Below are 13,413 nucleotides of genomic sequence, written 5' to 3' on the forward strand. Positions count from 1 at the left end.
ATTATTTCTCCTCTAATATCAAACTATAGTGATCAACTTATCGCCATTCTTTACAATATCAGCTTCAATGCCCTTGATTGAGACGAAATCATCAGCATTTGTAACGATAACCGGTGTATGAGTCTTCAGCCCTGCAGCTTCAATTGCCTTAAGATCTGCAGTGAGAAGAAGCTGTCCCTTCTTTACTTCATCGCCTTCCCTGACCATATACTCAAATGGTTTTCCTTCAAGACTTACTGTATCAAGTCCTACATGGATAAGCAGTTCAACTCCGCTCTTGGTTGTAAGTCCCACAGCATGTTTTGAATCCATGGTTGTTGTTACCTTGGCATCACATGGAGCATAGACATTACCGTCCTCAGGGATGATGGCAACACCCTCACCGAGACATCCTGAACTGAATACCTCATCGGGAACTTCTGAAAGTGGGATAACCTTACCGGTCATAGGAGCAGCAAGCTCAACCTTTGCAACGAGTGCCTCTGCAGCTTTGGCATCAGCCTCTTCTGCAGTGTCAGAAACATCAGCCTCTGCTGCAGCGTTTTCCTTTGAAGCAGTTACAACTTCACTCACATCTTCCACCGGATCCTTGTACATCATATATGAAAGAATAAATGGAACCACCACTGAAATAACAGCACCGATTGCACCAAATATTATACCATTCATCGGCTTATCCCCGCCGATAAAGGTAACTATTGTAAGAAGTGAAGGTGAGCCGCCCATGGTGTAGCCCTTAACGCCGGTGATGCCAAGTACGAGACCTGAAATTCCCGCACCGATAACTGCCGCGATCATTGGCTTCATGAAACGAAGGTTGATACCGTACATGGCAGGCTCTGTGATACCTGCAACTACAGCTGAGATACCGCAGGCGATACCCTCTGACCTTGTCTCTTCATTTTTTGTCTTCATAGCAACACCAAAGGATGCACCACCCTGTGCGATGTTTGAACAGAACATAGTAACCATCAGGATAACATCATAGCCGAGAACTGCAAGGTTGTTTGTGCAGAGCGGAATAAGAGCATAATGCATACCTGTCATTACAATGAATGGCATAGCCGCTGAAAGAACACCAACTGTAAGCCATGGAGCAGCATTGTAAAGTGCACTTACACCTACGCTTAAAACATTACCGATAACTCCGCCTAAAGGTCCGAGAACGCAGAGTGCAATAGGTGTACAGATGAGGCAGAAGATCATTGGCTTCAAAAATGCCTTTACAAGGTTAGGTGATACTCTGTCAGCAAAATCCTCTGCCCAACACATAACTGGAGTCATGAGCATGATGGGAAGAAGTGATGAGGTGTAGGTTGTAGATATCACCGGGATGAAACCGAAAAGATAGGTGCAGCTCATACCCAGGAATGTGCCCATGGTGATGCCTTCCATGCCGCCGCCAAGAAGTGTGATGAGGTCAGGATAGCACATCATTGCGCCGACAACCATGAAAAGAGACATACTGTGTTTAGTCTTCTTTGCAATCTGTACCGAGATAAATACAGGCAGGAAATAGAAGAAACTGTCCGCCATTGAGAAAAAGATAATGTAGGTTGGATTGGATGCCGACATTACTCCCATGGTTGTGAGAAGTGTGAGAAGCACCTTGACCATACCTGTTCCGAGCATGGCCGGAAGCATCGGTGTCATGCAGCCTGCTACAAATCCGAACATTCTCTGGAAAATGTTTCCTGCAGGCTTTGCGGCCTTGCTCTCACCTTCACCGAAATTCCCCATCTTTTCAAATGTCTTGAAAAGGTTGGAAACCTCGTTTCCAATTACGATCTGATACTGGCCTCCCTGCTTGATGACTGACTTTACGCCTTTGATGCTCTGCACCTTGTCATCCTGTGCCTTGGACTCATCATTTAATACAAGTCTCAGACGAGTCATACAATGTGTTGCAGAAGCGATGTTTTTCTCGCCTCCTACGGCTTCGAGTATTTTCTTCGAAGTCTCTTCATAATTCAGTGCCATCTCATTGTCCTCCTTTGGTAAATATGTGATGTTAACATGTTTTATATGAATGACAGTAGATACTGTTTTCATTTTGAATGATCATTACATGAGTTCCATAGATATATGTGACTCATGAGAACCTGAAATAAAAAAGCAAGGTCCGAAACATGTCAACAGTATAGTGATATTAATGCAGCACCCCCACAGATACAGGGTACCAGACTCTGCATCCGACTACTATTGACACATCTCAGGCCTTGCCCACTTAAGGTCACAACCCTGTTTGATGGTTTGTTTTATTCTTGACTTAATGTGTTATTCGATAACACATCACTTCTGATCAAACGCACAAATATATGCGTTTTATATGTTTAAGTATAAATCAACCCTTCTTCCGAAGTTTTCTGGTAACTCTTTCTATGTGAATAAGCAGATATAATCTTTCCTCTCTGCTCACCTCATGATGATACTTAATGAGGATATGATCTGCTATCCTCTCCTCACATTGATAAACATGCGGATACTTATCCCTGAGTTCCGTAAACAGCTCGTCATCCTCATTATCTCCATAGCTTTGATCAAGCTGCAGACGATTGACAAAAAACTTAAGATGTGTAAGGAATCTCTGATAGTTCCAGTCATTCTCATCCAATGTTATCTGGAAGGATTTTTGAAGTATATCAATGATTTCCCCTATCATCCTCGTAAGCGTCTCAGGTGACGCCCCGGGAGTCATATTGTCGAGTTCAGCATTAACAAAATGATATGCAATAAATGCTGCCTCATCCTCCCGCTGCTCAACACCGAAATACTCCTTTAGGAGCATAAGCGCATACATACCTGTCTTAAACTCCCTGGGATAAACTCTTTTAACATCCCAAAGCATCGGGTTACTGAGCACAACACCCTTTTTGTATCTCTCAACTGATCCCGCCATATGATCACACAAAGGAAGGATGATTCCCTGAGATACTTTAATTGCGAAATTTTCCCTGGCATAATCTATTATCTTTTCGCCAAGCTTGAAATAATCGTCCGGAATTTCCGAGAACAACTGCTGGAACTTACTGCTTTCCACAGAGTTCGCCGGTATAAATGTTCTTTCAACCTTTTCGTTTTCCAGTACGTCACCGGATTTCACGCCAAAACCGATACCTTTACCCTGACAGATCTTTTCAACTCCGTCCGTACCCTGAACCAAAACCATGTTGTTGTTCAATGCTTTAATAACCTTCACTTTTTCCTCCATGGTTCACTCAGGATGCTGCAGTTAAGGAATAATACGCCTTTGATCCAAGCTATAAACACAAAAAAAAGGCCTGCACGAAAATAAATCGGTCACTATAGAATAACTAGTTCATCTAAACTATAAGCCTCAAAATTTTCTGTGAGCCTTGCCTGCTTTACCAGTCACAAATCACAATTAACTGATAAGCATGTTATCATTCACTGAAAAAATTGTCAATATTGCACCAAAATAGCAGCATCCAAAATCCACCACCTGTTTTTGTGTAAAATTCACAAAATGACGCCTTCAACGATTTCAGAAAGATTTTCCGTTCTTTCGCAAACCTTTCCGAGGCCACATCACACCGAGGGGCCCTGCAGGAAGGTTTTACAGATAACCATAGAAAAGGTTCAGATTAACGTGCTTCAGATCACTACGGTATATACTGGAGCATCGCGGTTCTTCTGAAACCTGATATCACATACATTATTCCCGAATATACGAGTCCGATGCAATAAATGAACACAGCAAGCTTCGTGTACCTTAAAAATATGATACAACAAAGAGCCAGAAGCACATCTATGATACCGTGGCTCAGTTTCAGTTTGAAATGCTTCGACCCGTTTTTCCTCGTCTCCCGGGCCCGGAGTATCTCTATCACTCCCGAAAAGGCATGTAACATGGCAAGATAAAGCAGTACATACATACCTGGAACATCAATCAATGACATGGTAAGGATTCCGAAATCCATCCGTACCATACCGTTATAAAGAGCTCTTCTTCCTCCCACCATAAACTTTGCCATAGTGAAGTAATAGAACAGCTTACCAACCCCGGAGACAAGAAATCCCCCTCCGATAAGCGCCAGAATTGCTATATAGGACTCATTAGCATATTTCACCATGAAGCCGGCAATAAGGATCATCATAAGTCCAAACAATATTCTGCTTAACCTTTGAAATTTTGTCATATAAAAACTCCATTCCGGTACGATACCGGCAAAAAAGTGTCTGAAAAACTGAATTTTTACTCAAATCATCACGCCATCTTTGAGAATCCGGCAAGCATATTTCCCGATTTAAAAATCTCGCTTGTCACCATACCCTTTTGGGCAAGAGCTCCTTTTATAAATTTTCCGATAAAGGTCTTTTCTTTTTCGTCTTTACCGGCTTTACTGTACTCATCCTGATATTTTTCAACATCAAAATCAGGGATTTCCCGTCCTGAAAGCTCCTCCCCAAACTCCTTCCAGTCTGAACAGGCATTGATCTGTCTCTTCCGTAGGATTTTATCGATCCGGCCCCCATACATCTCAAGTACCGATTCATCATACCGATTTTTTTCAAAGCCTTCACTGTCTCCCTTAAGATACTTAAGGGCGTACACCATTTGAGAAAAGGCCTTCCTGTAATCTTCGGGATTATCTTTTATCAGCTCATGATATTCACCCCAGGCCGGAAGATACTTATACTTCGCAAAGGAATAATCAGGGAAATGCCCTGCTCTTCCATGTCCGAGGTTCATGATGGAGGTTTCACGACTCTGAAAAAGGCTGTTGGAATACAGACCCTTTTCAACATCATCGGGAGCTGAAGGATTATGCCTGAACTTTACTTTCATCCATTTTCCCTCTGCTTCTGAAGAATCATTTTCCACCCTTCCCGCCGCTTCTCGAAACTCGTAAAAATGTTCATCTGTATTATTGATAACCAGAGACGGTGTTCCCGCAAAATATCTGTGAGCCCAGGTATCCGCCAGAACATGCATGGCTATCCCGACATGCTGGAGACCATGCCCTTTAGCAAGCTCCACGGTCTTTTTCAAAAGCTCCCCATTAGGACCGCAGATCAGCCTGTACCTGTCCATGTACCTTTTGGTCCGCTTTGCTTTTTCCGCATAAAGATCCTTGGGCAAAAAATGAAACGATGCCCATATCCTGGTTATATCCTGAATCCCCAATATGTCTGTACCTGCATCCATCATTTCAAGCTGTAATTGTGTTGTTGCCGCATCTTGAGTGGCGCCTATCTTTAAAAGAAGCGTTCTTGAACAAAGATCTACAAACTGGGCACTGAAGCAGATATCCAGGCACTCTTCATGGACGAAACCGGCAAGGAACGCCGCACAGTAGGTGGCATAATAATGAAAATCTTCCTGCATATCACACCTCACTTAAATCCATGCCTTTTAAAAGTTTGTTTACCTGAAGGACAGAATATATTATATCCCCAAGCACATAGCAGGTGGCAATGTCCACAAGTAACGCAGCCAATATGGCATCCAGGTTCATAAGATTATCTTTAATTTCAATTATATATCCCGGAATTCCGATAAAGAGAAGAAACCAATGAAGCCCGGCAAATATCAAAAATACAATACTTTTCCTATGACCCTTTGCAAAGCTTATGGCTTCTCTTCCCACATACAGATACATCAGATACATGAATCCCAGGAGTGCGAATAAAAGTACATACATATCCCCACCCCATAACCTCAGTTCTTCTTCTGTTACTTCAATTAACCCCAAAATGGTTTTGTCACCAAAGTAATTGATAATGATATATTTCAGTATAGTCCATAGTCCGATCAGCAACATTGCCTGCCCGTTTAATTCTATATTCTTCCGGTATCTTCTTAACTTTACTTTTGTTTCTTCATCCATGCTGTCACCAACTTATCTCCAGCTGCCTTCCACTGTATTTCGTATTTTCTGCCATCTCTTTCATCCATGGACCGTAATTATGATCCCACAATGCGTCCAACATAGCTTTATAGTTCGGATCCGCCATTATCTCCGGGCGGTGATCAGCCAGGGAACCTTCTTCATAGTAATCAAAAAACCGGAATATCAGTTCCTTGACCCCGTCCTTTTTCTGCCCCTTCAGACCTTCACTGTCTAAAAGCTCCGAGAAAACCTTGTCCATATAGAGATCCCGTTCCTCTTCCAAAGGACGAAGCTTTTCTGACACATCTTTTCCATAAGCATCAAACTCCAGAGGCTCCGCATAATAAAGGATCCTGTCCTTTCCCACTGCCAGATTCCCCATAAGATGTTTCCCTGAAAAGGGCATCCCGCTAAGCACTTCCCAAAGACCGTCCTTCTCCAGGATATACTGGGAATGCATATGTCCAGTTATGCAAAGCTTTACTCCACCCTTGATCAATGTCTCAGCCAGGTCATCGTTATGGATGATATTGGTGGCGGTTTCTTTTCCGGAGGAGTTATACAAAACATTGTGATGTGAAAGGAAGATGATTCTTTTCCCTTTATATTTTTCCAGCATCTCCCGGAGCCAGCCCATGGTTTCAGGAGAGAATTCGCTCTGTGCCCCCCGGGATAAGGCTTTGTCATCCATGGCAAGCAGCACTACATCCTTTGAGATATAGGTGTAACTCAGTGATGCCAAATCTCTGTCAACAGGATCCAGAAGTCCGAAGTAAGCCTTCTCGTATTCATCCTCATCCATAAGGTCAAAATCGTGATTACCGGTGGTGATAACAAGCGGAATTCCTGCATCCTTTATCCTTTTAAGCCTGGCTGTAAGTCCGGTCACATCCTCTGATGCCCCGCTGTTTGTATTATCACCTGTCACGATGAAAACATCGGGATTTTTCGCGATCACTTCTTCCACTATGGCATCTGTAAACTCACCTGAAAGAGCTATACCCGGAACACTAAGGTGATCCGCACTCTCCCTCTCTGTATAATGGATATCCGAAATGATAAGCGCGTGAAGTACTTCCGGATCAGACCATACGGGGTCAGCTTTCACAGAGTCCGTGACCACGACCATGTCAGAAGCATTGGCAGCATGAGATCCTTCCGGAGATTTTTTTGCAAAGGCTGAGCACCCCGTAAGAATAAAGGTCAAAAAGATAATCAACAGTGATTCTGAAAGTGTTCTCATAAGCCTTACTCCTGACATATCAGTTCTTCAGCTTCTCAATCCTTCAAAAAGAACTGGTCAAAGCCGGTGGTTTCAAAAGCTTCCCGGTTTTTCACCTATAGTAATAAACCGGTGAATATCCATAAGGCACGAATGCAATAGTATCTAATCCGTCATAACATATGACCTGTGCTCCGGCATCCAGGCTGAACTTACCGTAATCGGCTGCAACAGAGCTCCAGGTGTTGTTATTTACCATCACATAATTCACCTTCATATACGAAGGGTTTCGTTCTCCTGTAGGCGTATAATCATAAAACTCCACCGTTATGGAAGTGGGATCGTTTGGAGTAACATCTATAAACTCCATAAGGCTCTGATTATAGTAGGTGCCGTAAACCTTCTGGGAGGAATCCGTATAAAGCTGAACCAGGGATTTCATGACATATCCCTTCATGCCGTTGTAAGTAACTTTATAAAAACCATCATTTATGTCAGAAATCTCAGTAACCGTGGAGCCTTTCGGCATCTGTGTGTATGCAGGAGAAGCAGCTGTAGGAAGACTGCGAAGACTTGCAGATTCATTGACATTGGCAATGGTTCCAAAATGACCGACTGAAGTTTTCGGCTCCCTGTAGTCAAGGTATGCCGCAAGAATGTAACCAATCATCCCATTGTAATCAACATACAGGTAACCGTTTCGGGCATTACCCAGATACTGAACGGGTGAGTATAACGGAACCTGAGTTATAACATCCGCATCCGTAGCCGGAGAATATCTCAGTGATACGCTTACCTCACAATTTACCACGTAGAGAAGATATCCCGGTGAAACACAGTAGTCTGATGTTATATAGTATGGTGAATAATCTATCTCGTAGGAATACGAAACAGTACCTGATATCACGAATATGAAAACTATCAAAGCTAAGATCAGTTTGCGAAAAAACATGAGTCGCACCCCGCTTTCAAAATGTCAAAACCGGTACATTGTCATTTGCAATTCTATATCGACCGATACCGGATGAACATGGAATTTTAATAATATGCCGACGGAAAACCCATAATCATCAGGCGATATATATAGTTAGGTCGACTTGAATTATGGATTATATAAATGAAGGCAACTATGTGTAAGGTTTTCTTTATAACCATCGGGGACGATTCTCGCCGGCGAGAACCGTCCACAAAGGTCATGATGGTTTTTATTGCTTTGATCTTTTCAACAGTATAATATGTATTAAGCATATATCGGATCAAAAAGGAGCTCACTATGGGAAAGTTATATTTTGTTCGCCACGGACAGACAGTTTGGAATGTAGAGAATAAGATCTGTGGGGCCACAGACAGCCCGCTTACAGATAAAGGTCATGAACAGGCAAAAGAGGCCGCTATGAAGATTAAGGAAGACATTGACAGCGGTAAAATTCATATCGACGAGATCCTTACTTCCCCTTTAACCAGGGCGTATGATACTGCAGAGGAAATATCAAAAATTACAGGTATTCCAATGCGGGTAGAGCAAAGGCTTATAGAGCAGAACTTCGGAAAGTGGGAGTCAACTCCTAGAGATGGTGGTAACTTCAAGCTAGCAAAGCAAAACTTCATTGACAGCTATGAAGGCGGAGAATCCATGTTCCGAATGGCTCAGAGAATTTATAATCTTCTGGATGATATCAAAAGGGAGCCTGACAAGGTATATTTACTTGTTGCCCATAACGGCATCTCCAGATTTATCATGTCCTACTTCAGAGACATGACAAACGAAGAATTTGCAGCCTACGGAATCAAAAACGCAGAGCTGAAAGAGTTTGATTTTTAATTCTTATGGTACAATAGGTATACTTTATTGCTACTGATGCATATGGTGATTACAATCTTCCTTATGGCACACACGGAAGAGAATATTCATGTTATGAACGCTCCGGTCGAATCGATACAGGTGCCCGCATCGGTGCAACTTCAATATATGTACCGGAATATCTTTTCTACGATAAAACCTTAAAGACTTTTTGGCAAACTGAGACTGCACCAGTCATTGAAGGAAATCCCGTAGAACTTTGCTATGATGATCTCTCCGCAGCGGAAATGCACAGAGATCTTGATCTGATTGCTCAGGGCAAACAGCCCTTAGGTGGCGGCGGAGACTGGGCAGAAGGGTAAAATCATCTCCGAACCGGTTGTTCCGAACCTCCCAAAAGTTAAACCAAAATCTAACGATTGGAGGTCGGTGTTTTTCGGTTCGGAGGTTTTTTCATTTCTAAGATTTAACTTCTCCATCATGCACTTTAACATTATAAGCTCTAAAGATTCTTACGTTATCTACATCATGAATAACGTAATAACTTACAAGATCCGAAGCTTTATAGCGATCTAAATCTTTGTAACTTTCCTCGTCTATCTCAAAAAGAGGTACCGCATATTGTTAAGATAATATTACATCTGTAATTAGTCTCTTAACAATAAACGGTACCTGATTTTATAAAAATTTTGATTTCGGCTACAATAAACTATGAATTTACAGGAGTCTCAGTTTCACAATAATACTTCATTACATCTTCTCTTGAAACCTTTTCATAGTCTTCGTTTTTTGTAACAGCGGTATATAACTCATCAAAGTCACTGACATATGACTTTAAACTTTTAACCAACGCTTTAAGACCACTTTCCATTCCTTTTTTGAAACCTTTATCTATTCCTTTGTTCTCCATAGCTGTTGCATATGTACACAATTTCGTCACCTCCATTTCAACTTCTCTTGTCATGTTAAGTCCATATTCTGATTTTAATATTTGAACTTTATCTGCTCCATTGATCCGTTCATCAAAAAGATCTGTAAGCATACGGATCATTTCATTCTTTGCATTTTCTGAATCATGCTTTTCACTGATATAAATGATGATAGCATTCAGGATATCATACCTCGGATCATCCGAATTACTGCCAAATAGAAAGTTTCTGTTTATATCATAAATCTCAATGGAATTAGCCCTGGTCTGAGCCGATTCAGTGCAAAGCCAGATGGAATATACCTTTTTGATGTTGCCATACTTCACGTAGTCATTACTGTCCGTCGTAAATTCAACTCCCTGCTGTGCTGAGATCATTCGGCAGCAATAGAATAATGCCCTTAGCTGCAAATCATACCCTGGTTTATCTTCGTTCTGAGCCTCAAGATTTATAATAAGTTTAATATACTCTGAATCACCTTTGTCCGGTAATCTGAGATACGTACGTATATCGTATCTGTCCAGACCTTCTTCATTCAGATATGCTTCTGTATTCAGACCATCAATACATTCACCTGCATTGGTAAGTCCGCTGTCAACATAAACCTTGCTGACGAGAACATCACCCTCTATACAGGCCTCAATCTCGTCATAATTCATATCCCGACATTCCGATACAACTTCTTTGAAGATCCTTGCAAGTAAAGGCTTATACGCAAGGATGTTTTTCACCGTCATATCCAGCCGGATCTTGTCAGGGTCTGCAGCTACTATGGCTTTCCCCAATCCTGTTAATTGTTCCATATCTACTCCTAAAAGTACAGCGAAAAAGATATGAACTTCTCGCCTTGATTATATATCAGTTCTGCGCAAAGCTGATAATTAAATTTGTATTATCGGGAATGATCATTCTGAAAAGAATTTCAAGATTATAATCGTTGAATGTCTATTAGACCTTAGCATCATATCATAGTCCAACAACTTTTCATATTGTCTATTTTCAGACCATATGTTAATGGGAGACGAGGTTTATGGATGTTAGTGAGCTATACAAATAAAAGAATCACAACCACCCGTCAAACGGGTGGTTTGCTCTGAGGCTATAAGCCTCTGATTACTCAGCCGGCGTCTCAAGGCGCTGGCTTTCACTTTGCTCAAGCCACTATGCGTTTGACTCGTCGCTACCGCTAAAGCGGTGTTTGTACTACCAGCTACCCTTTAAAGGGGTCTTCGTATTCCTTAACACTTAGCTTATCCATTGCTATATCGTGTTTCTCTTGATCTTGGATATATTTTTTGATTGTTGCTTCGTTAAGTCCTACTGTTGACACATAGTAACCTTCTGACCAAAAGTGTCTGTTTCCAAATTTATATTTCAGATTTGCGTGTTTATCAAACATCATCAATGCAGATTTACCTTTCAGATACCCCATGAATGATGAAACACTATATTTGGGTGGTATTGACACCAACATATGTATATGATCTGGCATCAGATGCCCCTCTATTATCTCTACACCTTTGTAATTACATAGGTGCTTTATTATATCGCGCAAATCTTCCTTATATTGATTGTAAATTATTTTTCGTCTATACTTTGGTGTAAATACGATATGATATTTACACATCCATTTCGTATGGGCGAGCGAGTATTCTTTATTCGCCATTTATATCACCGTATCCTTTCTGTATAGTGGCTTGAGCACTACTATTATAGTGAGGATACGGTGATTTTGTATAACTTGAACACCCACCCGCATAGCGGGTGGTTTTATGTCCCACGCGCTTGATCGTTTTGCTGCCGGCAAAACTTGAAGCAGCGCACGGCACGTGGTCACGACCTACAAACAAAAGGTCCCGGCAACAGCCAGGACCGGATATACTTAAATTGTAAAATATGTAGCTTTAGATTCTAGCCACTCCTGACTTTCTTGCAGCCTCTGCTGTAGCCTTGGCAACCGCATCCTTTACACGTGGATCAAATGCCTTCGGAAGGATGTAATCAGCATTGAGCTCCTCATCGGATACGAGGCTTGCGATAGCCTTTGCTGCTGCGATCTTCATCTCATCGTTGATGTCAGATGCGCGAACATCCAGAGCTCCACGGAAGATTCCCGGGAAGCAGAGAACGTTGTTGATCTGGTTAGGGAAGTCTGAACGTCCTGTTGAAACAACTGCTGCGCCTGCTGCCTTTGCCTCATCAGGGAAGATCTCCGGTGTAGGGTTGGCACATGCAAAGATGATAGGATCCTTAGCCATGGTGCGAACCATATCAGGTGTGAGTGTTCCAGGTGCGGATACACCGATGAAGCAGTCAGCTCCCTTGATAACCTCTGCAAGAGTTCCCTTCTCGTGGTTGAAGTTTGTGATCTTTGCCATCTCCTGCTTGATAGGATTGAGATCTTCTCTTCCCTCATAGATAGCGCCCTTACGGTCTGTCATGATAACGTTCTTGAGTCCCATAGCCATAAGGAGCTTAATGATGGCGATTCCGGCAGCACCTGCTCCGGAAGTAACGATCTTGATATCCTCGATCTTCTTTCCTACTACCTTAAGGGCATTCATAAGACCTGCAAGAGTGATAACTGCTGTACCATGCTGGTCATCATGGAAGATAGGAATATCGGAAACCGCCTTAAGCTTCTTCTCGATCTCGAAACATCTCGGAGCGGAAATGTCCTCAAGGTTGATTCCACCGAAGGAACCGAGAAGCATCTCTATAGTATGAACGATCTCATCCGGATCCTTGGAACGCACACAGAGAGGTATAGCATCTACATCACCGAATGCCTTAAAAAGAACACACTTTCCTTCCATAACCGGCATACCTGCCTCAGGTCCGATGTCACCTAAACCGAGAACTGCGGTTCCGTCTGTAACAACGGCAACTGTGTTCCATCTTCTGGTAAGCTCATAAGACTTGTTTACATCCTTCTGAATCTCAAGACAAGGCTGAGCAACGCCCGGTGTATATGCGATAGAAAGTGCTTCGGAAGAATCAACTGCCGCTCTTGAAACAACCTCTATCTTGCCCTTCCACTCATAATGCTTCTCCAATGATACCTTTGCGTAATCCATAATTTTCTCCTTTTAATTATTTTTTGAATAGTCTGCATTTACCAGAGACCATGCCTTCTCTACTATTTCGGGAATCAGGTCATACATGACCATGAAATCCCCTTTTTTCATTTTAACAGTTTCCTCCCTCACAGGGATATAGGAAATGTCAGAATCTATAGATTTTTTCGGAGCTACATCCAGAAGCTCCATCCATGCCGCCCTCTCTATTCTTTTTTCAGGCGTAAGAGCATTAAGCTCTTTTCTGAGTTTCAGCCATTCGCTTACGGTTCCGTATTCTATCAGAACGCCTCCCAGGATAAAGAAAATTCCGGTAAATCCAACAATATCTTCACTGCCCTTATTCAGAATAATGAGTAAGCCCAATATTATGATGATAATACTGAAGATACAGTGTTTTCTTTTCTCGCCGGAAAACTCCAGCGTTTCCCTTAGCTTCCTTTCGGCACAGCTCATGCAGATTCCGTAATCCTGAAATTTACCGATAGCCTGAACCCTATTATAACCCTTAAGGGATCTCACGTTCAAA

Annotated in this window: 12 protein-coding genes; 1 reads left to right on the forward strand and 11 read right to left on the reverse strand. The window is 42.2% G+C overall.

Annotated elements, in window-relative coordinates; genetic code table 11:
* Positions 1-18: 18 nt before the first annotated feature.
* From G625_RS0109550 to G625_RS21260, 7 genes are all read right to left on the reverse strand, one after another.
* Positions 19-1,980: a beta-glucoside-specific PTS transporter subunit IIABC gene (locus G625_RS0109550; protein ID WP_049895830.1), complete on the reverse strand. Its 1,962-nt coding sequence runs from the start codon at positions 1,978-1,980 to the stop codon at positions 19-21.
* 364 nt (positions 1,981-2,344) lie between these two features.
* Positions 2,345-3,199 carry a PRD domain-containing protein gene (locus G625_RS0109555; protein ID WP_029200948.1) on the reverse strand — a complete coding sequence of 285 codons (855 nt, stop codon included), beginning with the start codon at positions 3,197-3,199 and terminating at the stop codon, positions 2,345-2,347.
* Positions 3,200-3,623: 424 nt separating this feature from the next.
* Positions 3,624-4,160: a DUF308 domain-containing protein gene (locus tag G625_RS0109560; protein ID WP_029200949.1), complete on the reverse strand. Its 537-nt coding sequence runs from the start codon at positions 4,158-4,160 to the stop codon at positions 3,624-3,626.
* A gap of 68 nt (positions 4,161-4,228) precedes the next feature.
* Positions 4,229-5,350 (reverse strand): DUF6765 family protein, encoded by a 1,122-nt coding sequence (locus tag G625_RS0109565; protein WP_029200950.1) that lies wholly within the window; start codon positions 5,348-5,350, stop codon positions 4,229-4,231.
* 1 nt (position 5,351) lies between these two features.
* Positions 5,352-5,852, reverse strand: coding sequence for a hypothetical protein (locus G625_RS0109570; protein WP_029200951.1), 501 nt, complete (start codon positions 5,850-5,852; stop codon positions 5,352-5,354).
* A gap of 4 nt (positions 5,853-5,856) precedes the next feature.
* On the reverse strand, positions 5,857-7,098 hold the full coding sequence (locus tag G625_RS0109575) for a metallophosphoesterase family protein (protein WP_029200952.1): 1,242 nt from the start codon (positions 7,096-7,098) through the stop codon (positions 5,857-5,859).
* A 91-nt stretch (positions 7,099-7,189) separates the two neighbouring features.
* Positions 7,190-8,029, reverse strand: coding sequence for an SH3 domain-containing protein (locus G625_RS21260; protein ID WP_029200953.1), 840 nt, complete (start codon positions 8,027-8,029; stop codon positions 7,190-7,192).
* A gap of 321 nt (positions 8,030-8,350) precedes the next feature.
* Between G625_RS21260 and G625_RS0109585 the strand changes: the two genes are divergently transcribed.
* Positions 8,351-8,899 carry a histidine phosphatase family protein gene (locus G625_RS0109585; protein WP_029200954.1) on the forward strand — a complete coding sequence of 183 codons (549 nt, stop codon included), beginning with the start codon at positions 8,351-8,353 and terminating at the stop codon, positions 8,897-8,899.
* A 688-nt stretch (positions 8,900-9,587) separates the two neighbouring features.
* Here the strand turns inward: G625_RS0109585 and G625_RS21265 are convergent.
* From G625_RS21265 to G625_RS0109605, 4 genes are all read right to left on the reverse strand, one after another.
* Positions 9,588-10,610, reverse strand: coding sequence for a hypothetical protein (locus G625_RS21265; RefSeq protein ID WP_049895832.1), 1,023 nt, complete (start codon positions 10,608-10,610; stop codon positions 9,588-9,590).
* A gap of 407 nt (positions 10,611-11,017) precedes the next feature.
* A complete protein-coding gene (gene tnpA / locus G625_RS0109595) occupies positions 11,018-11,473 on the reverse strand; it encodes an IS200/IS605 family transposase (protein ID WP_029200955.1) in 456 nt (151 codons plus the stop codon).
* Positions 11,474-11,711: 238 nt separating this feature from the next.
* Positions 11,712-12,884 (reverse strand): NAD(P)-dependent malic enzyme, encoded by a 1,173-nt coding sequence (locus tag G625_RS0109600; RefSeq protein ID WP_029200956.1) that lies wholly within the window; start codon positions 12,882-12,884, stop codon positions 11,712-11,714.
* Between the two features lie 12 nt (positions 12,885-12,896).
* Complete coding sequence (locus G625_RS0109605) at positions 12,897-13,412, reverse strand: hypothetical protein (RefSeq protein WP_029200957.1); 516 nt, start codon at positions 13,410-13,412, stop codon at positions 12,897-12,899.
* Position 13,413: the final 1 nt, after the last annotated feature.

The organism is Oribacterium sp. NK2B42 (assembly GCF_000424445.1).
Lineage (GTDB): Bacteria > Bacillota > Clostridia > Lachnospirales > Lachnospiraceae > Oribacterium.